The following is a 24295-nucleotide window of genomic DNA, read 5'->3' on the forward strand; positions in this document are numbered from 1 at the left end:
CCGCAAGACCACCGCCGCCCGCCCATCCGGCCTCCGCCACACCCCGCCCGGCCCCCGGCCCCCGGCCTCCGGCTTCGGCACACGCCACCCGCCCTCCAGCACGCCCCGCACCCGGCCGATGCCCCCGCCCCGACTCTCGTCACACCCTCCCCCCCTTTTAGGGCGGGTGGTTGGGAAGAGGCCCGCGCCGCAGGCGCGGGGCGCGAAGGCGGGCTCCGGGCGGAATCCGGGACGCGGTGCCTGGGCCGGTGCGCTTCCGCGGGGCGGGGCTACTCCTCTGCCGTTTGGGCTGTCAGAGCCGCGTCCGAGACGTCTGGGGTCGGGTGGCGGCGCAGGGCGCGGAGGAGGTCGCGCCAGGGTTCGGACCAGCCCGAGCGGTCGCCGCCCGCCGTCGTCAGGGCGACGGCGAACAGGCCCGCCGCGTGCGTGCCGTCCCCCGCGAGGCGGGACGCGACCTCGCGGAGCCCGGCGTCCGTGCCCGACGCGCGGGCGTCATCGAGCCGGACCCGCAGGGCTGCGGACGTACGTTCCGCGAGTGCCGGGCGGCCCTCGTGGAGGCGGGCGAGGCCGGAGAGCTGCTCACCGAGGGCGGCCGGCCCGGCGTCCAGGTCCAAGGCGTCGACCAGGAGCCGTGCCGCGCTCGGCACGAACCCGCCATGGCGGGCGAGCAGTTCCGCCGTCTCCACCGCGACCGCGCGCGCCCCGTCGGGCCGCACGACAGCGCGTACGGCGAGTCGCTCCACGAGGTGTTCGACGCGGCGTCGTGCGGGCCGGTCCCGCCCGGCACCGGCATCCGCGTACGGCCCCACAGGCGCGGGGTACGCGCCCGCCCCCGCCCGCATGCCCGCACCCGCACCCGCACCCGCGTACGCGCCCGCGTCCGCCGCGACCAGCGCCCCCAGTACGCCACCCAGCGCCGCAGCCGCCCCCTCCACCGACGTGGCAAGCGACACGAGGCCGTCGGCCGCGGCACGCCACGTCCCGCGGTTGTCCAGGTCGGTGACGGCGGCCGCCAGTACGCCCGCCGCGTCCGGCGACCAGGGCGCCCAGCGCGCCAGCGCCCCGTAGGCGGACTCGGCGACCTCCCGGTCGTCGGTGTCGCTCGCCGCGGTCACCAGCCGTGCGTACCGCGCCCGTTGGTGTTCCGGCAGGTCGAGCGGTCCGGTGCGGAGGACGGCCTGCCTCAGGACGGGCGCTCCCGTCGCCGCGGACGCGGCCATGTCCCAGGCGCGCTCGTCGCCCAGCAGCCGGGCGGCGAAGGCCACGCAAGCGGCCCGTACGTCGCGGTGCTGCCCGGGCAGCTCGTACGCCTCGGCGAGCAGCGCCGCGGCCTCCGATACGGGCAGCCGCGTGGCGGCCAGCCGCGCCGCCTCCTTCCTGCTGGTGACCTTCACGCCAGAGCCCCCCGCGCCCCCGGCGCTCGCGGAAGCCCCGGCCCCCTCACCCGCGCCCCCCTTACCCGCGCTCCCGGCACCCGCACCCCGAACCCCCGCCACCAGCACACCCCGAAGCATCCCGCTGAGCCGGGACGGCTCCACGTACCGGCTGGCCCGGGTCGCCGCGTACGCCGCCACCCGCGCCCGGTCGTCCCCCACCCGCTCCAGCAGCATCGCCATGGCCTCCCCCGGCCGGTCCGTCCACGCCAGCGCCGCGAGGGCCGCCTCCGCAAGCTGCACGTCGGGCGAATCGGTCCAGCGGCGTACGGCGGCGGCGCCGAGTTCCGGTATCAGCGCGCCCTGCCGTAGAGCCGCCGTCCGCTGATGGGGCTGCAGCGAGGCGTCGCCCATCGCCCGCGTCATCAGCCGCGCGGCCGCGGCCTGCTGGCGCGGCAGCCAGCGGTCGACGTACCGGCCGACCGGCGGCAGCCAGTGACCGCCCGGGTAGCGGAAGCGGCCGTGCGGCGGCGTGCTCGCGAGGACGGCGTCGAGGAGATCGGTGCGGCGGCGGGTCAGCACCGACAGCACCGGCTCCAGAACGGCCGCCGAGGAGTCCAGCGCGAGGATCCGCCCGACCCGCTCGTCCCGCGTCCGCGGGTCCTCCAGCCACAGGTCGATCGCGGTCCGTACGGTCGCGTCGTTCCCGAACTGCACGGCCTGCCACAGCAGTTCCTGCAGCTCCGGCATCCCGGCGGCGCGCCGCGGCCCGACCGCGCGCGCGAGGGCGAAGGTCAGCCCGTGGTCGACCTTCTCCGCGCCCGCCTCGAGCCAGGGCCGCAGCGCCTCGAAGACCTCGTGCTCCTGCCCGCGCCGCAGCGAGCGGTCGAGCCGCCCCAGGTCGGCGCCGCCGGTGTTCCCCGACAGCCGTACGAGCGTGCGCAGGGCCCAGCCGATGAGCTGCCGCTCCGCGGTGGCGGCGTGCGCGCGCAGCAGCCCCACGGCGAGTTCGCTCAGGGCGCGGCGGGTCGCGAAGGAGGAGTCGCGGGACTGTATGGCGTCGGCGGCGATGCGGTCCAGGTATGGGGCGTCGTCGTCGGTGAAGCGGCCCGGCTGGACGCTGCGGAGGGCGGTCAGCGCGGCGGATCTGACCGGGTCGTGCTCGTTGCGCAGCCGCTCCATCTCGCGGAGCAGCCGCGACAGCGCGGCGGGGTCGCCGGAGGCGGAGCGCGCGGCGTTGCGGATGAGCAGAGCCCAGGCCTCCGCCCGGTCGTCGGCCGCGGGCCTGCGGGTGGCCGCGACCAGGTCGTCCCAGGCCTCGTCGACGGGCAGGTGGGCGACGGCGGCCAGGACGGCGAGGCCCACCGCCCCGCGCTCGCCCACCTCCCGCTCGCCTGCCCCGCGCTCGCCCGCCTCCCGCTCGCCCACCTCCCGCTCGCCCGCCTCCCGCTCGCCCACCTCCCGCTCATTCGCCTCCCGCTCACCCGCCGCGCCCCCGACGCCCTCCCGCTCGCGCGCCAGTCGGGCGAGCCGCCGCCCCTCGGCCTCGCGGCGGCTGCGCGGCAGGAGGTCCAGTACGGAGTCGGGCACCGGGTCGTCGGCGAGCCCGCGCCCCGCGGTCACGGTGTCGTAGAAGCGGCTCCTGCGGGCAGGCGGCAGGGCCCGCAGCAACGCGGCCAGGAGCTCCGGATACGGGGCCCAGGCGCGCCCGAGGGCGTCGAACTCCGGCAGAGCGGGCTCGTGCCGGGCGAGGCGGCTCAGGACGGACGCGGGCAGCCCGCGGCCGCGCAGGGCCTCCGCGTGCCGCGGGTCGAGGAGAAGGCGGAGCGTGCGGCCGGGGGCGGCGTCGGTCAGGGGGCCGAGGCAGTGCCACAGCGGCCCGGCCAGCGGTCCCGTGCCGCCCCGCTCGAGCAATTCCAGAACGCGGTCGGGGCGGGCGTGCACGGTGGCGGCGACCGTCGGCGCGTACCGCTGCCACCAGGTTTCCCGCAGCGCCTCGGGCAACCCGGCGAGCTGCCGCCCCGCCTCGTCCAGTACGGCGTCGGGGTGGCGGGCCGCGAGTCCGCGCAGCCCGCCGGCGGCGTGGAACAGCTCGGGCAGCAGCCGTGCGACGGTCCCTGCGCCGCAGCCGGGCAACAGCCTGGCCGCCTCGCGATCGCCCCAGCGCTCCCGGTACGGGCCGATGAGCCGCTCCGCGAGGGCGGTGCGGCCGCTCCCGGGCCCGCGGCCGACGATGACCCGGACCAGCTCCCTGCGTAGAGCCGCGGGCGCGTCCTCGAGCGCCGCCTCGAGGGCACCGTCGGAGACCGGCGCGGACTCGGCGGCGCGCAGGGCGTGGCCGCGCACCACCGCGTCCGGGTCGGCGAGCCGCGCCTCGAGGTAACCCGCGTCCCCTCCCACGGCCGCCGCGACGACGGCGAGCCGCTGCCCGTACGCGCCGCGCCGGGCGAGCTCGTCCAGCAGCGGACTGAGCTGCCCGCTCTCCGCGGACTTCCGCGCGCGGGCGGCGAGTTCGCGCATGCGCTGCGGGTACGGGAGCGGGTCGAGCGCGGCGAGCAGCTCGTCCACGTGGCTGGGCGGGTCCTGCGGGATCCGAGTCATGCCGGGGATTCTCCATGGAGGGCGGGTGCGGGGAGTAGAGGATTCGCCAGGGTGAAGTTCAGGATGGGTCCGCGTACCCGCGGGTACGAGCCGGTACGCCGGGTACGAGCCGATCACGCTTCCACAGGCCGTACGCCGGTCCGTACGCGGGCCCGTACACCGGTCCCTACGCAAGTCCGTCCGCAGGTCCGTCCGCCCGCACATCGTCGAGAGGGAACCACCGTGCCCAGCAAGAAGGCGTTGATCCGCCGCCCCAGTCCGCGCCTCGCGGAGGGCATCGTCACCCATATCGAGCGTTCGCCGGTGGACTACGGGCGGGCGCTGAGCCAGTGGGAGGCCTACGTCGGGGCGCTGCAGGCGCACGGCTGGGAGCCGTTCGAGGTGGAGCCCGCCCACGACTGCCCGGACAGCGTGTTCATCGAGGACACGGTGGTCGTCTACCGGAACGTGGCGCTGATCGCCCGCCCCGGCGCGGACGCCCGCAAGCCGGAGACGACGGAGGTCGAGGAGGCCGTGGCGCGGCTCGGCTGCTCGATCAACTGGGTGTGGGAGCCGGGCACGCTCGACGGCGGTGACGTCCTCAAGATCGGCGACACGATCTATGTGGGGCGGGGCGGGCGGACGAACGCCGCCGGGGTGCAGCAGCTACGGGCCGCCTTCGAGCCGCTGGGGGCCCGGGTGATCGCCGTACCCGTCAGCAAGGTGCTCCACCTGAAGTCGGCCGTGACGGCGCTTCCGGACGGCACGGTCATCGGACACCCGCCGCTCGTCGACGACCCGTCGCTGTTTCCGCACTTCCTGCCCGTGCCGGAGGAGTCGGGCGCGCATGTGGTGCTGCTGGGCGGCGGGAAGCTGCTGATGGCCACGAGCGCGCCGAAGACTGCGGAGCTGCTGGGCGGGCTCGGCTACGAGCCGGTGCCGGTGGACATCGGCGAGTTCGAGAAGCTGGAGGGCTGCGTGACGTGTCTGTCGGTGCGGCTCCGGGACCTGTACGCGTAGTGCCTCGCCGGTACGCGCAGCGCCCCGCCTGTACGCGTGGTGCCTCGCCGGTACGGGAAGCGCCGCACGCAGATACACAGCGCCATGACCCTGGACACGTAACGGGACAGAACGACCCACACATCCCCCACTCTTGGCCAGAACCTTACGGTGCCTTTAACCTACGGCTTCGTAACCTACGCAGCCGTAGCTGTTCTGCATGCCTGCCTTCGGCATGCCCGCGCGCGTCCCCCAGGAGCCACCGTGAGCATCACCCCCGCCCCGCTCGTCTCGTCGTCGGAGGCGTGGAGTGACGCCCGGCTGCTGTACGCGCTGGAGGAGGTCGTCGAGACCGAGCTCAACCGCCACCTCAAGATCGCCAAGGAGTGGATGCCGCACGAGTACGTGCCGTGGAGCGACGGCCGGAACTTCGACGGCCCGCTCGGCGGCGAGCCGTGGGCACCCGAGCAGTCGAAGGTCAGCGACATCGGCCGGGTAGCCCTGGTGGTGAACCTTCTCACCGAGGACAACCTCCCCAGCTACCACCACGAGATCGCCACCCTCTTCGGCCGCGACGGCGCCTGGGGCACCTGGGTGCACCGCTGGACCGCGGAGGAGGGCCGGCACGGCATCGTCATGCGCGACTATCTGCTCACCTCGCGGGCCGTCGACCCGGTGGAGCTGGAGCGCTTCCGCATGGCGCACATGTCGGAGGGCTTCGAGTCCGACAACCGGCACAGCATGCTGCACTCGGTCGCGTATGTGGCCTTCCAGGAGCTCGCGACCCGCATCTCGCACCGCAACACCGGCCACCACTCGGGGGACCCGGTGTGCGACCGGATGCTGGCCCGGATCGCCACCGACGAGAACCTCCACATGGTCTTCTACCGGAATCTGCTGGCCAAGGCGTTCGAGCTGGCCCCTGACCAGACCATGTCCGCGGTCCGCGACGTCGTCGTGAACTTCCGCATGCCGGGCCACGGCATGCCCGGCTTCGAGCGTGCCGCCGCCCAGATGGCCATCGGCGGGATCTACAACCTGCGCATCCACCACGACGACGTACTGCAGCCGGTGCTGCGGTACTTGAAGGTGCTGGAGATCTCGGGGCTTGGCCCGGAGGGCCTGAAGGCGCAGGAGGAACTGGGCCTGTTCATGGGCGGCCTGGACACTCAGGCGACGAAGTTCGACGAGCGCCGCGAGGCGCTGCTCGCCCGCCGGGCGGCACGGGCGGCGTCCGCCTGACGAGACGTCTCGACGACGCGCACCGCGGAAGCCGCCCCCTCGTACGCCGGCGGGCGGGGCGGTACAGCGCCGGCCCTCGTACGGCCTCAGGTCACCAGGTCCTCGTCCCCCGCAGGGGCATTCCGGCCGGCCACGGCAAGACGCAGCTGTTCCTCCTCCACGATCCGGCGGGCCAGGGACTGCTCGGAGATGTCGACGGCCTCGGGCGTCGACTCTGCGACATCGCTGCGCCGCGCGTACGCGTCGAAGAGGCGGCTCTTCGAGCTGAGGATCTCCAGCATCCGCTGGTCGATGCTGTCGGTGGTCAGCAGGCGGTGGACCTGAACGTGGCGGACCTGGCCCATGCGGTGGGCACGCGCCACGGCCTGGGTCTCCATGGTGGGTTTCACCTGCGGTTCGCAGAGGACGACGATGGACGCGGCCTGCATGTTGAGGCCCACCCCACCGGCCTGGATCTGGCTGAGCAGGACCGCGTGGCCAGGGGCTGCGGCGAACTCGTCGACCAGCTCCTGGCGTCTGACGGCGGTCAGGCTGCCGGTGATAGGGCCGTGGGTCAAGCCGTGAGTGGGGCCGTGGGCCCGGCCGGGGGCGCGGGATACGAGCGCTTCGTGCACGGTGCTCAGGACGTCGCGGAAGTAGGAGAACACGACGACCTTGAGGTCGTTCTCCGCCGCCTCACCGACGATCTCCAGCAGACGATTGAGCTTGGCGGAGTCGGCGGGCTCCGCGTAGGCGGCGCGGCGCATGGCCATGAAATTGCCGTCGTCGACGGCCGTGCGATAGGCGTTCAGGTCGGAGCGGGTGAACTCCTCCCATGCGTCGACCTGCACGAGCTCGGGAAGTTCGGTGAGGACGTCCTGCTGATTGCGGCGCAGGTAGGCGGGGGCGACCGCTTTCCGGAAGGCCTGGGAGCCCGCGACGGCGTCGCCGTGCCGGATATGCGGTACGAGGCCGGGCTGAAGGTAGTGGACGAGATTGCGGAACTCCTCGACCCGGTTCTCCATCGGCGTACCGGTGAGAAAGAGGACGTGGGCGGTGCGCCCCGTCCATTCGGCGACCGTCCGGGCGCGGCGGGCTTCCGGGTTCTTGACGTAGTGGGCCTCATCGACGACCAGCATGCCGAGCGGAACGTCGTCGGGGATGGGCAGGGAGTGGAGCGCGTCGAAGGTGGTGACGGCGACATCGCCCTGCTCGATCCACTCTTCGAGGGCCGCTTGACGGTACGGGCCGTGCACCCGGTAGGCGTCGAGGGCGCTGCGGGCTTCGATCTCGCGGATCCAGTTGATCAGTACGCTGGCCGGGCAGACCACCAGGAAGTGCGTCAGGCCCTGTGACTTGAGATGCGCGAGCGCGGCAATGGCCTGGATCGTCTTGCCCAGACCCATCTCATCCCCGATGATCACGCGCCGCCGGGCGAGGGCGAAGCGAGCGCCGAAGGCTTGATAACCGCGCAGTGAGACACGGCGATGGGTGTCGTCCAGCGGCTGGGCTCGGACCTGGTCCGAGATATCGGTCGGAAGATAGCCCTCGGAAGCCTGGGCGTCCGGCGCCATGTTGGCGATCTCGCCCAGCAGGCGGTAGTACTCGGCGGAGCGGAGCTCGAAGTCGATCCAGGCTTCGGTGGGGTCAGCGGGCGGGCGCAGCAGGTCTGCTGACGCCTGGGCGAGGAGGAGGTGCTGTTCCCGGGTCGCGGACTCGGCGACCAGGCCGCTGATCCGCGCGACCGCGTCCTGTGTCTCCCTGCGCCGCCGCTGCCCGGTGAGCAGCATCCGCAGCCGTCCCCGGGCCGGGCGGGCAGCGGGCAGGAGGCTCGCGAGTTCCCCGGCGATCCGCTCTGCCGAGTCCACGGCGCGGGCGGTTTCGGGGCCCGCGTTCACCATGCGGTGGAGCGCGATGACCAGCGCGGTGGTCCGGGGATCGTCGGTCGCATCGATGTCGATACGGACGGCAACGCTGTCCCGTACGGCTCCAGCGATCTGCCGGGCAGCGGAGATCGCCTGGCTCGCGCTCTGCGCGCCTATTCCGGGGATCTGCTGCAGCGCGTACGGCCTCGCGTCCAGGACCTGCCGGACCGTGGAGTACCCCGCCTGCTCCAGGGCCCCGAGCCGCAACCGCCCCCCGGTGACGTCCTTGAGCCTGGACACGGGGATGCCGTCGAGCTCGCGGGCGACCAGCCGTTCCCTCAGAGGGGACAGGGCGTGCTCGATATCCGCACGCACTCGGGCATGGTCGGAGAGAACGGTCCGAACGGCGGCGAGGAGCGCCTCGGCCTGCCGCAACACAGCCTTGGCACTCCTCCCGACGGACACCGGCTGCTGCTCCGCCCCCACCCCGTCCATGACGCCCCTTGAGATCCATGTGCCGCTTCGGGCACATGATTCCACCCTCAGGGCAGGGGGGCGCGTGCTCTGCGGCCATCGGGCAACCCGCAGCGATTGTCAACCAGAGTTGACGCGGAGCCCTTTGTAAACCTAAGTTGACACAAGCCCCGCGCGAATCCGCGCCCACCACGAAAGGAGGATTCCATGTCGCGCGCCCAGTCGGCGCCCGCCGTGGATGGTGCTGAGTCACCACCACCCCGCAAGCAGGCGGTTCCGGTCTTCATCGGACTGATGCTCGCCATGCTGCTGGGCACACTGGACACCCAGATCGTCGCCACCGCCATGCCGACCATCAGCGGTGACCTCGGCGGCGTCGTACAGTTCGCCTGGGTCAGCACCGCGTATCTGCTGACCTTCAGCGTGGCCACGCCGCTCTACGGAAAGTTGGGCGACCTCTTCGGACGCAAGCGCGTCTTCCTCTTCGCCATCGCGATTTTCTTAGTCGGCTCCGCGCTGTGCGGTGCCGCCGGGTCGATGACCCAACTGATCGTGTTCCGCGCCGTGCAGGGCGTCGGCGGCGGCGGACTCACCGTCTCGATCTTCGCGATCCTCGGCGATCTCTTCAGCCCCCGCGAAGGTGCCCGCTACCAGAGCTACGCCACCGCCACCTTCGCCGTCTCCAGCGTCAGCGGTCCCGTTCTGGGCGGACTGATCACCGACCACCTCGGCTGGCGCTGGGCCTTCTTCATCAACATGCCGGTCGGCGCGATCGCCCTGCTCATGGTCATCGCCTTTCTCTCGCTGCCGGACCGCCGCGGGACCCCGCGCGTCGACTACGTGGGCATCGTCACCCTCGGCGGCGCGGTCAGCTGCCTGGTGCTGCTCACCAACTGGGCGGGCACCGCATACGCATGGGGCTCCACCGTCATCATCGGACTGGCCGTCGCCGCCCCCGCCCTGGGTCTGCTGTGGTTCGCGGCGGAGCGCCGCGCGGCCGAACCCGTAGTTCCGCTCCGCATGTTCGGCAGCTCCACCTTCACCCTCTCCAACATCGTGGCGTTCATCGGCGGCTTCATCTCCATCGGCGCACTGAACTACCTGGCGCTCTACCTGCAGATGGTAACCGGCACCAGCCCGCAGAACGCCGGTCTGCTGATGCTCCCGATGACGGCCGGAATGCTCCTGGCCACGATGACCACCGGCCACTTCATGGCCAAGACGGGCCAGTACAAGTGGTATCCCGCCGCGAGCATGGCCACCTCCGCCCTCGCCCTGTACCTGCTGTCGACCATGACCAGCAGCACGAGCTTCGCCGTCGCCTCCGCCTTCATGGCCATGCTCGGCCTGGGCGCCGGCCTCTCCCAGCAGGTCACGGTCCTCGCCTCGCAGAGCGCGGTGGAGCCGCGCGACATCGGCGCCGCGACCTCCACCGTCACCTTCACCAGGATGTTGGGCACCTCGATCGGCGCCTCGGCCCTCGGCGCGATCCTCAACAACGGGCTCGCCGACCATGCGTCGAATCTCAGCCACGGCGCATCCATCAGTCCCGAGGCCGTACGCCGGCTGCCGCCGCCCGCCCAGGACGCGTACGCCTCGGCCTTCGCCGACTCCCTGTCCACGGTCTTCCTCACCGCCCTGCCACTCGCCCTTGCGGGCCTGGCCTTCGCACTCTTCCTCAAGAAGCTCCCGCTCCGGTCCCGCCGGGATCGGCGCGCGGGTGGGCCGGACAGGTCGGCCAGTTAAAGCAGTTGATGCAGATCGGCCCCCTGCGGAACCGTCGGCGGTCCGTCACGCCAGTCGGAAGGAGCCGCGGCGGCGATGACCGCTTCGCGGCTGCGTCAGTCGCAGGCGAGGGAGAGTTCGGCCCAGACCGTTTTGCCGACGGGGTCACGGGGTTCGGTGCCCCAGCGGGTGGCGAGGGCGTCGACGAGGAGCAGCCCGCGGCCGCACTCGGCGCCGGGCTCGGCCTCACCGCCGCCCCGCACGGGGACCTTCTCGCCGCGCGCGTCCGACACGTCGATCCGCAGGACGGCCGGGTCCGGCCGGTCCGGACCGGTGACGAGCGTCAAGCAGAGCCTGAAGTCACGCCCGGGTACGCGACCGTGGCGGGCGGCGTTCGCTGCCAGCTCAGCGACGAGGAGTGCGGCGTTGCCGCAGGTCTCGCTGTCGTGCGGCCAGCCCCACGCGACGAGTTGGCGAACGGCAGACATCCGGGCGAGACGCGCGCCGCGCGGGGTCGAGCTGAACTGCTGGGTGAACGTGGTTGCCGGGAGGGTGATTTCGGGCTTCATGTCACCGAGCGTGGTCGGCCGGACATAGCCTGACCAGGGAAAGACCCGGTACGGAGCGTGAGTTGTACGGACACGGACGGTTGCCTGTCCGGCCCGGCGGCCGTAACCGGGTGCGCGGGCGTGTGCGTAAGGCGGTAGGCAGCAATGGCAATGGATGACCGGGGCCGTGAACAGCGTCCGGAGCCCCCGGAGGACGCGGACGGCGCGACGGACCTCTTCCGGGCGATCGGCAAGCAGGTGAAGCTGCTGCGGGAGCGGGCGGGCTGGACCCAGAAGGAGTTGGGCGACCGGCTGGGATACGGGGAGGACCAGATCTCCTCCCTGGAGCGCGGGCGCCGTACGCCGCAGCCGGAGTTCCTGGAAGCGGCGGACGAACTGCTGGGTGCGGGCGGGCTGTTGAAAGCCCAGAAGGAGGATGTCGTACGGGCGAAGGCACGGGCTCGCGTACGGCACCCGGCGTGGTTTCGGGACTATGCGCGACTGGAGGCGGAGGCAGTCGAGCTGCACTACTACAGCAACCAGGCGGTCCCCGGTCTGCTCCAGACCGAGGATTACGCCCGTGCCATCTTCGCCATGCGGCGCCCTCTGTTGGACGAGGAGACGATCGAGCGCCGGTGGTCGACCGACTGGCCCGCCAGGAAGTCTTCAGCCGCTGGCCTGCGCCGACCGCGAGCTTCGTGCTGGAGGAGGTCGTGCTTCACCGGCCTGTCGGCGGACGGGCCGTACAGGCGGGCCAGCTCAAGCACTTGTTGCGGATCGGCGGCCTGCGGACCGTCGAGCTGCAGGTGATGCCGACGGACCGCGAGGAACATCCCAGCATGGGTGGTCCGTTCACCCTTGTGACCCCCAAGGGGAGGCAGCAGGTGGCCTACACGGAAGTCCAGGGCAACAACCGCTTGATCATCGATCAGGAAGAGGTCCGCATCATCGCTTCGCGGTATGGGATCCTGCGGGCACAGGCACTCACTCCGCGTGAGTCTTTGGCCCTGATCGAGAAACTGCTGGGAGAGCTATGAGCATCGAGGAACTCGCCTGGTTCAAGAGCAGCTACAGCGACGGCGAAGGAGGCGAATGCGTCGAGGTCGCCGTCTCCTGGCGCAAGAGCAGCTACAGCGACGGTGGATGCGGCGAATGCGTCGAGGTCGCCACCTGCCCCGGCGCCGTCCACGTCCGGGACTCCAAGGACCCGCAAGGCCCCCAGCTCACCGTCACGCCCGAAAGGTGGGCGGAGTTCGTGGAGTTCGCCTCCACGCTCTGAAAGGCCGGGCAGCCATGAACATGCGGCGGCGGAAGAAACTGTCGAAACGCCTGGTGCTCGCCGCCATGTTGGGCGAGCTCACGGAGGTGAACGCCCTCCTCCGAGCAGGCGCACCACCCGAGACAGCAAACGCCGACGGCACCACGCCCCTCTACGCGGCATCCGTCCACGGCGCGGCCGACGTCGTCCGCCGCCTCCTGGCCGCTGGCGCCTTGCCGGATACCGAGAGCGGGCGGGGCGAGGAGGGTACGCCGCTGTGCGCCGCGGCGTGCTGGGGGCACACCGGCGCCGTACGCGAGCTCCTCGCCCACGGCGCCGACGCCAATCTCCGCGAGGACCACGGAACCGGCCATTCTCCCCTCGAGTGGGCAGAACAGGGCCCCCACCCGGAAACCGTCGAATTGCTCCGCGCAGCAGGCGCACAAGCCGACGCAGCGAACGTGTAGCCCACTGGCCCGTCCGGTCACGGCTGCGTGTCCGGAGGTTCGGCGATCGGGCCGCCGACGCCGGCGCGGCCTCCGCCGGCGCGGAGGCCGTTTCGGTTCACGGCGCGGGCCTTGAAGAACGTGTAGTGGAAGGTCCCACCGTCGTCGGCGGTCCTGCGCAGATCGGCGATGCCCCGCTGCCAGTCGGCCGCCGTGGTGAGGCCCGCGGCCAGCGCGTCGTCCTGGACGGACTCGATCATGGCGATGAAGGTGTCCCTGGTGAAGCCCTCGGCCAGGGCGGGCCGGGTGCCGTCGGCGTAGACCGTGCGCGGGTGGACCATGACCTCGTCGTATCCGGCATCGGTCAGCAGTGGCTGCAGTTGCCGGCCGATCAGGGGGTTGCCGCCGACGGCGGTCTGCAGCCGGATCTGGCAGTCGATCGCCGCGCGGGCGTGGGCGCTGTCGGGGTGGAAGACCGCCGATCCGTGGTCCCCCTCGATCACGGTGATAGTGCCCCCGGGTCGCAGTACCCGTCGTACTCCGGCCAGCGCTCGCCGAGGATCCCGCAGATGCTCCAGGACGAAGCAGACAAACACGTGGTCGAACTCCGCATCGGGGAAGGGCAGATCGAACAGGTCGGCGCGGCACCACTCCACGTCCGCGCCGGTGGCATGGGCCGCCACATGGGCGCGGGCCTGGGCCAGCGACGCGTCGGAGCGGTCGACGGCGACGATGCGCGCTCCCGGGCTGGCGGCGGCAAGATGCACTGTCTGGGCGCCGACCCCGCAGCCGATCTCCAGCACGCGGCTCCCCGCGGGGAACGCCGTGCCGGCATGCAGCAGTGCCGCCAACGTGTCCGCCTGATCGGCCAACCGGCGGGTCTCCTGCTCCGAATACCCGTGCACATAGCCGCTCGTCATCGCGCCTCACCCTCGTTTTGCATGCGCCATTTCCCTCCGTTCCGGTGATTCCACCCTGCTGTGACAATGGCCCTGTGAACAGGTCCGACAGCGAGGCTTCTGACAGGGCCAAAAAGCCCGGAGCCGACTTCCTGCAGCTGGACACCGACCAGGCGCCGGTGGGCGGGCTGACCGACTGGCTGGCTTCACAGCTTCGGCTCGCGATATCCGACGGCCGCCTGCCGGTGGGCAGCAGACTGCCCGCCACGCGGGTGCTGGCAGCAGAGCTGCGGGTATCCCGCGGCGTCGTCACCGAGGCGTACCAGCGCCTGAGCGAAGACGGACAGGTCGCCGGGCGCGGGCGCAACGGGACGGTCGTCATCGCCGCCCCCCTGCCGGCCCCGGCGCCACCGCGTCCACACCCGACCGCGGAACCGCCCTCCCCGAAGGCGCTGTTCGCCGCCACGCCCGGCGCAGACGTCTTCGACGCGCTGCGAGAACTGCCGGTCCGGGTCGATCTGTCACCCGGCACGCCGGACCTGACGGCCTTCCCGAGGACGGCCTGGCTACGCGCCGAACGCTCCGTACTCGGCGGCCTCGCGGCCTCCGGCTTCGGGTACGGGGATCCCCGTGGTGCACCCGAGTTGCGTCGTGCCGTCGCGAACTGGCTGGCGCGCAACCGGGGAGTCCGGGTGGATCCGGAGGAGGTGCTCATCGTCGCCGGTACCGCCCAGACGCTCACCCTGTTCGCGCAGGTACTCCGCGATGAAGGGATCCGCGCGGTGGCCGTGGAAGACCCCGGCTCGCTCGGAGCACGGCAGCATCTGAACAGCCGGCAGGTGGATACCCCGCCGGTCCCGGTCGACGCGGAAGGTGTCCGCGTCGATGAGCTCCGCGCCACAGGCGCTCCGGCCGTGCTGCTGACCCCGGCTCATCAGTTCCCGATGGGAGTGGTACTCGGCGGTGTCAGACGCGGCGAGTTGATGCGCTGGGCTGTCGAGGGCGGACTGATCATCGAGGACGACTACGACGCCGAGCACCGTTACGACCGGCCTCCGGTCCCCGCTCTGCGATCCATGCTCCCGGAACACGTCGTCTACGCCGGGAGCGTGTCCAAGCTCCTCGCTCCCGCGCTGAGAGTGGGGTGGGTCCTCGCACCACCGAAGTACCGGGACGCCCTCGTGGAGGCCAAGCGGTACGCCGACCTGGGCAACGCCCTACTGCCGCAGCTCGTTCTTGCGCGGTTGATGGAATCGGGCGAGCTGGAACGCCATCTGCGCCTCCTGCGCGGCCGCCACCGCCGCCGGCGGGACACCATGATCGAGGCGGTCGCAAAGCACCTTCCGGGGGCGGTCGTACACGGCGCCGCAGCGGGCCTGCATCTGACGATCACCTTCGACGCCGCCGAGTTCGCCGACACCGACCTCGCGGCCGCCGCGCTCGCCGAGGGAGTGAAGGTCCAGCCGCTGTCGTGGCACACCCAGCACCCTCATAGCCCGCCAGGGCTTGTACTGGGCTATGCCGCGAGGACGCCGACCGACATCGACGAAGGAGTGGCGACCCTCGGCAATGTCCTGCGGCGGCTGGCCTGACGTTCTTTCAGCAATCCTGACGTGCTTTCAGAATTCAGAAGCCCTTGCGCCACAGCCAGATGCGCCGGGCCGTCCGTCGGCGGGCGATGAAGCGGGCGGGGCCGCTGAGTTTGGGCGGATGGTCCATGTGTTCCAGGCCGTCTGCGAGGGAGTTGACGACATTCCGTACCAGCTTGCGGCCCCGCCCCCTGGGCTGGCGCTTGAGCTCGCCCAGCAGCTTGGTCCAGGAGATGTTCAGCATCCTGTCGACCTGCGCGGTGAGCTGGTCCACCTCGACACCCTCGCTCTTGAGGACGGCCCGCTGCGTCTCCTCCACCCAGTCCGGGCCCTTGCCGAGCACCTTGCCCAGGTGGGCGACGGCGTCGAGGCGGCCGATCAGCCAGTCCCAGTCCCGCCAGGACGGGTCGCCGAAGGCGCCGAAGTGGTGGAGCTGCGTGCCGTAGAGCTTGCTTTCCGCCTTGATTTTGATTCGGGTGTTCAGACTCGGGCCAAGAATGGGCGATTCCACGTCAGGCCCGAGTCGTAGGAACTCGAACGGCGGCACCGGGCAGACCGGGGACCGGGCGTTGAAGGCGCGGGAGATCACCTCGACGCTCAGCGCGTACCGCAGGATGTCATGCGCACCGAACCTGGTCTGAGCAGCGCTCTTGTAGACGTCCACGGCTTGGCGGACCAGCCACGCGAGCGTTTCCGGTGCGCGCAGGCTCTCAAGCGAGCGGTTCATGGCGATCAGGGCCGCGGCGTCATCGGTTGCGTCCGCCTTCGCCAGCTCGGTCCGCTGAGCCCGGACGATCTCCTCACTCATGGCGTCGATACGGGGAATCCACTCCCTGCTCAGACCGGCGAGGCCGTCGCAGAGGGCGGTCCGCGCTCCGGCCGGCATGGTTTCGTCGGCCGAGTCGAGGCGTCTGCGCAGGTCGCGAAGGAGCAGGCGCACCGTCTGGCTCGCCCCGGTCACGCCCCAACGCCACGGGTCCGCGGCGAGGTCCCGGTCGAAGTCGGTGGCGCGGTCGGGGACCCACAGCGGGGCCGCGGGCAGGTCACGCCCCGCGGCCCTGGTCGGGGCGAGCGAGGAGGTGGCGACCAGCCGGCGGGCCTCGAACATGTCGCCGACGGTTCTCGCCCGGCAGTAGGTGGGCAGCAGCGTCCTGGCCGCGGCGGTCGCCCGCTCGCGCCGTTCGTCGGCGGCAGCCGCATACCGGGCATCGCCGGGCTCCTCCAGCAGACTGCCGAAGAACTCGGTGCCGTCGCCCCAGAGCCCGTCCGCCTGGCCGAGCAGGGACTGGATGCCTTCCACGTCCGCCCGGAAGTCAGCCTCCCTCGGATACTGGATCGCGGAGGAGACGATCTCCGTCCACCGGGGCATGGGGAGCGGACCCGCCGGTGCGGTCGCGGCCGCTGTCGCGGCGGCGGAGGCCTGGCTGCCGGAGGAGGGCACCACGTAGACCAGCAGCCTCCGCACCGGCCCGGACAGTTCGCGGCTCGCGATGGCCTGCAGTACGGGCGCGAAGGGGGCGTTGTCGAGGACTCCGCCGTCGATGAGCCACGCGGGGCCGCCCACCCGTGGCTCATCCACACGGAGCTCCTGGAGCCCGGTCTCGTCGACCGGCGCGAAGGCCACGGGGTACGAGGCGGAGGCGCGGGCGGCGGAGACGAGTGCCTCGGGGAAGCCGTTCTTGACGCCGAAGTCGTTGCGCGACAGCTTCTCGAACGCGTCCTGACGTGGCTCCAGACCGGCGACCACCGCGTGGTACCGGTACTTGTCCACGCGCCTCTCGAAGCGGAAGATCCGGCGGTGATCGGCGCAGGACAGCGGATTGCCGAACGCGTCGACATACGTCTGGGCCTCCGGCCCGGTCGACGTCGCCGTCACGAACAGGCTGACCGGCCGGTCCTCGGCCCCCGCCGCTCCCTCGGCTCCCTCCCCTCCCTCCGCCTCCGGGATGCTCTCGATGAAGGATCTGATCGCCGAGGCGAAGTGATCGCCGCTGAGGACGGAGGGACGGGGCCGGTCGCCGGGCCGGGGAAGGAGCTTGCCGAACTCCAGTGACGCGTCGTTGCGCCAGACGTTCTTCAGCTTCGGCCCATGGGAGTTCCTGCGCTTCGCGGGCTTGTCCGGGAGGGCGTCGAGGGCCGTGCCCCGCGCGATGGCGGTGGCGAGCAGCGTGCCGTTCAGCCCGCCGGCGCTGGTACCCGCGACCACGTCGACGACGACGCGGCGCTTCGGCCCGTCCGGCGACCCGCCGCACGCCTCGCGCCACCGCTCGAAGACGGGCCGGTCCTCGGGGCGCACCATCTTGGGTCCCACCTGCGGATCGGAGGCCCGGCGCAGCAGATCGATCTCGTGGGTGACCCCGCCCATCCATACGGCCAGGCTCACGCCGCCATTCATCACCAGCGCGAGCCGGATCTCCTCGTCAGTCGCAACGCTCATGTGGCCACCCTCGCCGCCGCGCCGTACGCACGCATGCGGTGACGAGCCGATCGGGCGTCGGCTCATCGAGCCGGCCGCCGCCCCGGCCTCAGTCCAGGATCACGCCCTGCGGATACAGTCCGTCGCAGTCCGCCCGCCCCGGATCGGTGGCCGGGCGGCCATCAGGGCGGAGGCCCCTCCCCCGGCAGGCCGGGGAAGGGATCTGCCGTCACGCCGGCCCCTTGATCAGGTCCGCGCACTTCTCGCCGATCATCATCGTCGTGATGCACGGGTTGACCGCCGTCAGGAACGGCATGATCGACGCGTCGGCGACCCGCAGCCCGGTGACTCCCTTGACCTTCAGCTGCGGGTCGAGTGGCGCGTCCGGGTCCTCGGGCGCTCCCATCCTCGCCGTGCACGCCGGGTGGTAAACGGTGTTGTGGGTCTTGCGGATGTAGTCGAAGAACTCGTCGTCCGACTGCGCCCCAGGGCCGGGAGCCAGTTCGGTGCCCGCCCAGTCCGCCAGCGGCTGCTGCTCCGCGATCCGCCGTGCGAGCCGGAGCCCGTACGTCATGACCCGGACGTCGTGCTCGTGCGTGAAGTAGCGGGGGTCGACCTTCGGCTTGTCGCGGAAGTCGCGGGTGCGGAGCCGGACGGTGCCGGTGGAGCGGGCCCGCGTGACGTTCGGGGTGAGGCAGAAGGCGTTCTCGGAGGTCGGGTAGCCGCGCCGGTAGGTGTTCATGTCGAAGGGCACCGAGCCGTAGTGGAACATCAGGTCCGGCCGGTCCAGGCCCGGTTCGGTGTCGGCGAAGATGCCGATCTCCCACCACTGCGTGGAGGAGGTGACCATGGGCTGCCTGGCGTCCCACATGATGACGCCCTCCGGGTGGTCCTGGAGGTTGCCGCCGACCCCGGGGGCGTCCGCCCGCACCTCGACGCCCGTCTCACGCAGGTGCTCCGCAGGTCCGATCCCGGACAGCATGAGCAGCTTCGGGGTGTCGATGGCCCCGCAGGAGACGATGACTTCCCGCCGGGCCCCGACCGCCAGCGTATGGATCAGGTCGGGCGCCAGGTACTCCACTCCCGTGCAGCGCCCGGCATCGTCCAGGACCAGGCGCTTGGCCTGCAGCCCGGTGCGGACGTCGAGGTTCGGCCGCTTGCCGAGGACCGGGTGCAGATACGAGACCGAGGCCGAGGAACGTACGCCGTCCTCACGGGCGTTGATCTGGAACCAGTTCGCGCCGCGCACCACCGTCCTGCCGGTGTTGAAGGGCGTGGTGGGGATGTCGACCGCGGCGCAGGCCTCCAGGAGCGCGCGCCCGCACGGGTCGTACGGCGGGACGGTGCGGAGGGTCACCGGGCCGTTCCTGCCGTGGTGGTCGCCGGGCGCGTCGTTGGACTCGAGCCGCTGGAAGAGAGGGAAGGTGTGCCTCGCGCCCCACCCCGTACAGCCCTGGGCCTCCCACTCGTCGAGGTCCTCCGCCGGGGCCCAGAAGGCGATGCAGGAGTTGTGGGAGGAACAGCCGCCGAGCACCTTGGCGCGGGCGTGCCGCAGGAAGCTGTTGCCGGACTCCTGGGGCTCCACGGGGTAGTCCCAGTCGTATCCGGACTCCAGCAGGTTCATCCAACGGTCGAGGCGGAGAATGTTCTCGTCGTCGACGTCGGGCGGTCCTGCTTCGAGGAGACAGACGGTGACGTCCGGGTCCTCCGACAGCCGGGCCGCGACGACGGATCCGGCCGTGCCGCCGCCGACGACCACGTAGTCGAACGAGCCCCCGTCCACGGTCGGATCATCCATGGTCACTCCTTCAGCAGCCCCGCGGGCTGGGCGCGGTGCTCTTCGAGGACGCCCGTGCGGTGCCGCTGGACGAACCAGTAGTAGGCGAAGCCCACGCCCGCGACGATGCCGATGAACAGGAAGGCGCCCCACTGCAGGTACCAGTGGCGCGGGCCCGTCGCGTTGTAGACGTCGGGGCGCGGCCAGGCGAGGTTGATGGACATCGCCGCGCCCCACAGCACGGCGATGATGTTGACCGGCAGCCCGAAGCGGCCGAGCGAGAAGCGCCCCTCGGCCGGCTTCCACCGGCCGCGCAGCCGCTGGACCAGCATCGGCGTGGTGACCGCCAGATAGGCCAGGTAGATCATGATGATCGCGATGCTGGTGATCACCGAGAAGATCTGCGGCTGGTTGATGTTGACCACCAGGATGACGACGCCGACCAGGCCGATGACGATGGCCGGCACCACCGGGGTCTGGAAGCGGGGGCTCACCCGGGCGAGGAGCGAGCCCGCGGGGAGGTTGTTGTCCCGGGCCATGGCGAACATCAGCCGGATGCCGGCGGCGTGCACGGCCAGCGCGCACACCGTGATCGCGACGACCACGCTCCACAGCACGATCTCGCCGATGGTCGATCCGAGCACCGTGAGCACCACGTACTGCAGACCGCCCGTGGACAGCTGCTCGGCTCGCAGATCCGGCACGGCCATCAGCGCGAAGAGCAGGATGAGCCCGCCGATGACGAAGGAGGCGACCAGGGCCCGCAGGATGGCGCGCGGCGCGTTGCGCGAGGGATCCAGGGACTCCTCGCCGAGGGACGACGCCGTGTCGAAGCCGTACATCACGTAAGCGGAGGCCAGCGACGCGGTCAGGAATGCGCCGAAGTAGCCGAGGTTCTCGCCGCCGCCGAGCCCGTAGGTCTCGGTCAGGGTGGAGCCGGGGCCCCGGGTGATGTGCGCGGCCAGCAGGATGATCAGCACGATGGCGGCGATCAGCTCGATGAAGACGCCTGCGGAGTTGATCCGGGCCATGAGCTTGACGCCGAAGGCGTTGATCAGCGTGGTGAAGAAGATGAGCGCGGAGCCGAGCAGTACGGCGTTGGCCGCGGCGTCGGTCTCGCCGGTGCCGTCGCCCACGAACTGGAAGAACTGGTCGATCTGCGGCAGCGTGATCTGGTAGGCGAGGGCGACGGCCGACAGCGTCACCATGGTCGCCGTCATCATCATCCAGCCGCCGATCCAGCCGACATGGGGGCCGCCGAGCTTCTTCGCCCAGTTGTAGACCGAGCCGGCCACCGGGTAGCGGGCGGCCAGCTCGCAGAAGCACAGGGCGACCATCAGCTGTCCCGCGAAGACCATGGGCCAGGACCACCAGTAGGCGGGCCCGCCGAAGGCGACGCCGAAGTAGAACAGCTGGAAGGTGCCGGTGAGGATGGAGATGTAGCTGACGCCGGCCGCGAAGGTGTGGAAATTGCCGAGCGTGCGCTTGAGTTCGGGGCGGTAGCCGAGTTCCGCGAGCGATTCGTCGTCGTGCCGGTCGCCGGGCGCGGGGGCCGGGCCCGACGGTTCCGTGGCGGTCACTCGAACCACCGCTGCGGCCGGGGCGATGTGTTGCGCCAGATGTGCTTGGACTCCTGGTACTCGGCGAGCCCCGCGGGCCCGAGCTCCCGGCCGATGCCCGATTGCTTCATGCCTCCCCATTCCGCCTGCGGTACGTAGGGGTGGAAGTCGTTGATCCAGACAGTGCCGGCGCGCAGCTTTGAGGCGATCCGCTCCGCTCGCCCGGCGTCCTGCGTCCACACGCCTCCGGCCAGGCCGTACATCGTGTCGTTGGCCAGCGCGAGGGCCTCGTCCTCGTCGCGGAAGCGCTCCACTGTCAGGACGGGGCCGAAGGACTCGTCCCGCACCACGGACATGCCGGGCACGCAGTCGTCCAGCACGGTCGGCAGGTAGTAGTAGCCGTCCCGGAGCGCCGGGTCGTCGGGGCGCTTGCCGCCCACGCGGAGCACCGCGCCCTCGTCCAGGCCCGCCGCCACGTACGCCTCGACCTTGTCGCGGTGCGCGGCCGAGATCAGCGGGCCGGTCCTGGCGTGCTCGTCGAAGGGGCCGCCGAGCCGGATCGTACGGGCCCTGGCCGCCAGCTCGTCGACGAACGCGTCGTGCAGCTCCTGCTGCACCAGCAGCCGCGCCCCGGCCGAGCAGACCTGCCCGGAGTGCAGGAAGACGGCGGTGAGGGCGTAGTCGACCGCGGTGTCGAAGTCGGCGTCGGCGAAGACGATGTTCGGGTTCTTGCCGCCCAGCTCGAGCGCGATCTTCTTCACGGTGGGCGCGGCCGCGGCCATGATGTGCCGCCCGGTGGCGACGCCTCCGGTGAAGGACACCAGGTCGACCCGCTCGTCGCTGGTCAGCGGCGCGCCGACGGCGGGCCCCGCGCCGAGCACCAGGTTCGCGGCCCCGCTCGGCAGCCCTGCCTCGGCCAGCAGGTGCATGAGCCCGATGGCGGTGTGCGGGGTGAGCTCGCTGGGTTTGAGGACGAAGGTGTTGCCCGCGGCGAGCGCGGGGGCGACCTTCCAGGCGGTCTGCAGCAGCGGATAGTTCCAGGGCGTGATCAGCGAGCAGACGCCGACCGGCTCGTGCACCACCCGGCTGTCGACGCCGGGCTGCCCGGTGTCGACGACCCGGTCGGCCGCCCCGGAGCCGATCAGGTTGCCGAAGTAGCGGAAGCAGTTCGCGATGTCGTCCAGGTCGTACTCGCTCTCCACGAGCCGTTTGCCGGTGTCCAGCGACTCGGCTCTGGCGAGGGCGTCCTTGTCGCGCTCCAGAAGGTCGGCGACGCGGAGCAGCAGGCGGGCCCGCTCGGCCGCAGGGGTGTGGGGCCAGGGGCCGCGGTCGAAGGCGTCGCGGGCCGCGGCGACCGCGGCTGCGGCGTCCTTCGGCCCGGCCTCGTCCACGGCGGCCACGAACGCGCCGTCCGCGGGGCAGCGGATCTCGCGGGTCTGTCCGTCCACGGCGGCGGTCCATCGGCCGTCGATGAAGAGCTCCGGCATGGGCTCCCTCCGGGTTCGCCCGGTGCCCCGGGCGCGGCATGCGCACGTGACGTGCACCACGGATGAGTTTATGTGATGCCCGTCACAGGCGCGCCACGCTGTTGATGAGACGTTCAGAGACCGTTGATCGGCGGCCGCGAGAGTGGCCCATATGTTGATCCACTTCATACGTCCGGACGTGCGCGAGCCCGACTGGGAGCAGGCGCTGTGCGCGCAGACCGGTCCCGAGTTCTTCTTCCCGGAGGCGGGCGGCTCGACGCGGGAGGCCAAGCGGGTGTGCCTGGCCTGCGAGGAGCGCGCCCAGTGCCTGGAGTACGCCCTGGTCAACGACGAGCGCTACGGCGTCTGGGGCGGCCTGTCGGAGAAGGAGCGGGCCAGGCTCCGTCGCCGCTGAGGGCGTGCTTCGCTGCGGGGGCGGCGCACGCGTAACGCTTGGACGGAGCAGGGGTCGAGCAGGTCGGGAGGGGTTGAGCAGGGGTTGATCAGGGGGCTTCTCTGGGGTTGATCAGGCGGCTGCTCTGGGGTTGAGCAGGGGCGGCGCGAGAACGATTTGGCGGAAGGGCCCCGAGCGCGTAAGGTCGTGTTCACCGACGCGGGGTGGAGCAGCTCGGTAGCTCGCTGGGCTCATAACCCAGAGGTCGCAGGTTCAAATCCTGTCCCCGCTACTCATCAGGTGGGCCCGGTGCAAGCGCACCGGGCCTGCTGCTTTGATGGGCGGCATGAGCATCTACGAGATTCCGCTGCGCACCCTGTCCGGCGAACCGACGACCCTCGCCGAGCACCGGGGCAAGGCCCTGCTGATCGTGAACGTCGCGTCCAAGTGCGGTCTGACCCCGCAGTACACCGGCCTGGAGCAGCTGCACGAGCACTTCGCAGGCCGCGGCTTCAGTGTCCTCGGCGTTCCCTGCAACCAGTTCGCCGGGCAGGAGCCGGGCACCTCGGAGGAGATCGCGGAGTTCTGCTCAGCGACGTACGGCGTGACCTTCCCGCTCCTGGAGAAGGCGGAGGTCAACGGCGAGGGACGGCACCCGCTGTACGCGGAGCTGGTGAAGACGCCGGACGCGGAGGGCGCCGCGGGCGATATCCAGTGGAACTTCGAGAAGTTCCTCGTCAGCCCGGCCGGCGAGGTGGTCGGGCGGTTCCGTCCGCGCACCGAGCCGGAGGACGCGGCGCTGGTCTCCGCCGTGGAGGCCCAACTCCCGGTGTAGACAAGCCCGGCCGGCCTCCGCTACGGCTTCACCGCGATGCGGCCCTCGTCCATGCGGAGCAGGAGGAGGGCCGCTCCGGTCTTCTCCAGGAACTCGTCCACGGCCTGGCGGGAGCCCTGCCAGTAGCCGTAGTCGTCGATGAGCAGCACGCCGCCGCTGACCAGGCGGGGGTAGAGGTGCTCCAGCTCGTGCCGGGTCGACTCGTACCAGTCGGTGTCCAGGCGCAGGACCGCGATCTCGTCCGGCGCGGCGGCGGGGACCGTGTCCTCGACCCGGCCCTGTACGTAGTGGATCCGCTCCCCGGGATACGGGATCTCCTCGAAGCCCCGCCGTACGTCGTCCAGCGTGGCGACGGCCCAGATGGGGCGGTCCTTCGACTGGCGGGCCAGAAGGTCCGCGGCGAATTCGCCGTCGCCCCGCCGGTCCTTGTCCGTGGGCGGGGGCATGCCCTCGAAGGTGTCGAAGAGATAGAGGTCGCGGGTGGTCTCGCGGGCGGACACGAGCGTACGGGCGACCGCCTGCATGCTGCCGCCGCGCCACACGCCGCACTCGACGAACGCGCCCGGGATCTGGTGCCTGGCGACGTGACGGGTGGCGAGGATGAGCGCGTTCAGCCGTTCGGGGGAGGTCATCGTGTACGGCCGCACGGCCTGGATGCACTCGCGCGCCTCGTCGTCGTAGTCGGCGGGGAGTCTCAGCGCACTCGGCGCACTCGGCGCACTCTGCCCGCTCGGCCCGCCGGACGACGGCGCCGGGGCCTTGCCCCTGGCGCGGCGCCGCAGCCGCGCGGCGGGCGCCTTGCGCACCTCGTAACCGGTGAGACCGCGAAGGGATCGGTTGACCGCGTCTTTCCAGCCCATACAGGCAACGT

17 protein-coding genes, 1 tRNA gene and 1 pseudogene are annotated in these 24295 nt (G+C 71.5%); 10 read left to right on the forward strand and 9 right to left on the reverse strand.

From position 1 onward, the window contains the following. Positions 1-269: 269 nt before the first annotated feature. Complete coding sequence (locus ACTWQC_RS33585) at positions 270-3974, reverse strand: hypothetical protein (protein ID WP_443319643.1); 3705 nt, start codon at positions 3972-3974, stop codon at positions 270-272. A 222-nt stretch (positions 3975-4196) separates the two neighbouring features. Here ACTWQC_RS33585 and ddaH point away from each other — a divergent pair, with 222 nt between their 5' ends. Both ddaH and ACTWQC_RS33595 read left to right on the forward strand, forming a co-directional pair. Beyond that, the gene (ddaH, locus tag ACTWQC_RS33590) at positions 4197-4973 is read left to right on the forward strand and encodes a dimethylargininase (RefSeq protein WP_443319644.1); all 777 of its coding nucleotides are present in this window, start codon (positions 4197-4199) and stop codon (positions 4971-4973) included. A gap of 249 nt (positions 4974-5222) precedes the next feature. Then, entirely contained in the window at positions 5223-6194 is a 972-nt protein-coding gene (locus tag ACTWQC_RS33595; RefSeq protein ID WP_443319674.1) for an acyl-ACP desaturase, read from the forward strand. An 86-nt stretch (positions 6195-6280) separates the two neighbouring features. On the opposite strand, the gene ACTWQC_RS33600 is transcribed toward ACTWQC_RS33595, so the two are convergent. After that, the gene (locus tag ACTWQC_RS33600) at positions 6281-8533 is read right to left on the reverse strand and encodes a DEAD/DEAH box helicase (RefSeq protein ID WP_443319645.1); all 2253 of its coding nucleotides are present in this window, start codon (positions 8531-8533) and stop codon (positions 6281-6283) included. Between the two features lie 186 nt (positions 8534-8719). Here ACTWQC_RS33600 and ACTWQC_RS33605 point away from each other — a divergent pair, with 186 nt between their 5' ends. Further along, positions 8720-10258, forward strand: a complete 1539-nt coding sequence (locus ACTWQC_RS33605; protein WP_443319646.1) for an MDR family MFS transporter — start codon at positions 8720-8722, stop codon at positions 10256-10258. A 95-nt stretch (positions 10259-10353) separates the two neighbouring features. On the opposite strand, the gene ACTWQC_RS33610 is transcribed toward ACTWQC_RS33605, so the two are convergent. Continuing rightward, positions 10354-10806, reverse strand: coding sequence for an ATP-binding protein (locus tag ACTWQC_RS33610; protein ID WP_443319647.1), 453 nt, complete (start codon positions 10804-10806; stop codon positions 10354-10356). 150 nt (positions 10807-10956) lie between these two features. Here ACTWQC_RS33610 and ACTWQC_RS33615 point away from each other — a divergent pair. From ACTWQC_RS33615 to ACTWQC_RS33625, 3 genes and pseudogenes are all read left to right on the forward strand, one after another. Further along, positions 10957-11822: pseudogene (locus tag ACTWQC_RS33615) on the forward strand (helix-turn-helix domain-containing protein). Further along, entirely contained in the window at positions 11819-12064 is a 246-nt protein-coding gene (locus ACTWQC_RS33620; RefSeq protein ID WP_443319648.1) for a DUF397 domain-containing protein, read from the forward strand. The pseudogene ACTWQC_RS33615 and the gene ACTWQC_RS33620 overlap by 4 nt, the downstream one beginning before the upstream one ends. A 14-nt stretch (positions 12065-12078) precedes the next feature. Further along, positions 12079-12510 (forward strand): ankyrin repeat domain-containing protein, encoded by a 432-nt coding sequence (locus tag ACTWQC_RS33625; RefSeq protein WP_443319649.1) that lies wholly within the window; start codon positions 12079-12081, stop codon positions 12508-12510. Positions 12511-12527: 17 nt separating this feature from the next. Here the strand turns inward: ACTWQC_RS33625 and ACTWQC_RS33630 are convergent, their stop codons facing one another. Further along, positions 12528-13409, reverse strand: a complete 882-nt coding sequence (locus ACTWQC_RS33630; protein ID WP_443319650.1) for a methyltransferase domain-containing protein — start codon at positions 13407-13409, stop codon at positions 12528-12530. Between the two features lie 74 nt (positions 13410-13483). On the opposite strand from ACTWQC_RS33630, the gene pdxR reads away from it, so the two are divergent. Continuing rightward, on the forward strand, positions 13484-14980 hold the full coding sequence (gene pdxR / locus ACTWQC_RS33635; protein WP_443319651.1) for a MocR-like pyridoxine biosynthesis transcription factor PdxR: 1497 nt from the start codon (positions 13484-13486) through the stop codon (positions 14978-14980). A 34-nt stretch (positions 14981-15014) separates the two neighbouring features. Here pdxR and ACTWQC_RS33640 read toward each other — a convergent pair whose 3' ends face one another. The 4 genes from ACTWQC_RS33640 to ACTWQC_RS33655 form a co-directional block, all read right to left on the reverse strand. Further along, entirely contained in the window at positions 15015-17414 is a 2400-nt protein-coding gene (locus ACTWQC_RS33640) for a DUF3376 domain-containing protein (protein ID WP_443319652.1), read from the reverse strand. 208 nt (positions 17415-17622) lie between these two features. Further along, entirely contained in the window at positions 17623-19191 is a 1569-nt protein-coding gene (locus ACTWQC_RS33645) for a GMC family oxidoreductase (protein ID WP_443319653.1), read from the reverse strand. A gap of 2 nt (positions 19192-19193) precedes the next feature. Further along, a complete protein-coding gene (locus ACTWQC_RS33650) occupies positions 19194-20750 on the reverse strand; it encodes an APC family permease (RefSeq protein ID WP_443319654.1) in 1557 nt (518 codons plus the stop codon). Then, positions 20747-22216, reverse strand: coding sequence for an aldehyde dehydrogenase family protein (locus ACTWQC_RS33655; protein ID WP_443319655.1), 1470 nt, complete (start codon positions 22214-22216; stop codon positions 20747-20749). The genes ACTWQC_RS33650 and ACTWQC_RS33655 overlap by 4 nt, the downstream gene beginning before the upstream one ends. Before the next feature lie 151 nt (positions 22217-22367). On the opposite strand from ACTWQC_RS33655, the gene ACTWQC_RS33660 reads away from it, so the two are divergent. The 3 genes from ACTWQC_RS33660 to ACTWQC_RS33670 all read left to right on the forward strand — a co-directional run bounded on the left by ACTWQC_RS33660 (position 22368) and on the right by ACTWQC_RS33670 (position 23424). Beyond that, positions 22368-22610: a WhiB family transcriptional regulator gene (locus ACTWQC_RS33660; RefSeq protein WP_443319656.1), complete on the forward strand. Its 243-nt coding sequence runs from the start codon at positions 22368-22370 to the stop codon at positions 22608-22610. A 197-nt stretch (positions 22611-22807) separates the two neighbouring features. Further along, a tRNA-Met gene (locus tag ACTWQC_RS33665) sits at positions 22808-22881 on the forward strand. Positions 22882-22935: 54 nt separating this feature from the next. Further along, positions 22936-23424 carry a glutathione peroxidase gene (locus ACTWQC_RS33670; RefSeq protein WP_443319657.1) on the forward strand — a complete coding sequence of 163 codons (489 nt, stop codon included), beginning with the start codon at positions 22936-22938 and terminating at the stop codon, positions 23422-23424. A 20-nt stretch (positions 23425-23444) separates the two neighbouring features. On the opposite strand, the gene ACTWQC_RS33675 is transcribed toward ACTWQC_RS33670, so the two are convergent. Beyond that, positions 23445-24284 (reverse strand): TylF/MycF/NovP-related O-methyltransferase, encoded by an 840-nt coding sequence (locus ACTWQC_RS33675; protein WP_443319658.1) that lies wholly within the window; start codon positions 24282-24284, stop codon positions 23445-23447. Positions 24285-24295 lie beyond the last annotated feature (11 nt).

The organism is Streptomyces sp. 8N616 (assembly GCF_052246385.1).
Lineage (GTDB): Bacteria > Actinomycetota > Actinomycetes > Streptomycetales > Streptomycetaceae > Streptomyces.

Coding starts and splice junctions, on each gene's coding strand:
- ACTWQC_RS33585 (WP_443319643.1), bottom strand. CDS start 3,974: ATGACTCGGATCCCGCAGGACCCGCCCAGCCACGTGGACGAGCTGCTC.
- ACTWQC_RS33600 (WP_443319645.1), bottom strand. CDS start 8,533: ATGGACGGGGTGGGGGCGGAGCAGCAGCCGGTGTCCGTCGGGAGGAGT.
- ACTWQC_RS33605 (WP_443319646.1), top strand. CDS start 8,720: ATGTCGCGCGCCCAGTCGGCGCCCGCCGTGGATGGTGCTGAGTCACCA.
- ACTWQC_RS33610 (WP_443319647.1), bottom strand. CDS start 10,806: ATGAAGCCCGAAATCACCCTCCCGGCAACCACGTTCACCCAGCAGTTC.
- ACTWQC_RS33620 (WP_443319648.1), top strand. CDS start 11,819: ATGAGCATCGAGGAACTCGCCTGGTTCAAGAGCAGCTACAGCGACGGC.
- ACTWQC_RS33625 (WP_443319649.1), top strand. CDS start 12,079: ATGAACATGCGGCGGCGGAAGAAACTGTCGAAACGCCTGGTGCTCGCC.
- ACTWQC_RS33630 (WP_443319650.1), bottom strand. CDS start 13,409: ATGACGAGCGGCTATGTGCACGGGTATTCGGAGCAGGAGACCCGCCGG.
- ACTWQC_RS33640 (WP_443319652.1), bottom strand. CDS start 17,414: ATGAGCGTTGCGACTGACGAGGAGATCCGGCTCGCGCTGGTGATGAAT.
- ACTWQC_RS33645 (WP_443319653.1), bottom strand. CDS start 19,191: ATGGATGATCCGACCGTGGACGGGGGCTCGTTCGACTACGTGGTCGTC.
- ACTWQC_RS33655 (WP_443319655.1), bottom strand. CDS start 22,216: ATGCCGGAGCTCTTCATCGACGGCCGATGGACCGCCGCCGTGGACGGA.
- ACTWQC_RS33660 (WP_443319656.1), top strand. CDS start 22,368: ATGTTGATCCACTTCATACGTCCGGACGTGCGCGAGCCCGACTGGGAG.
- ACTWQC_RS33670 (WP_443319657.1), top strand. CDS start 22,936: ATGAGCATCTACGAGATTCCGCTGCGCACCCTGTCCGGCGAACCGACG.
- ACTWQC_RS33675 (WP_443319658.1), bottom strand. CDS start 24,284: ATGGGCTGGAAAGACGCGGTCAACCGATCCCTTCGCGGTCTCACCGGT.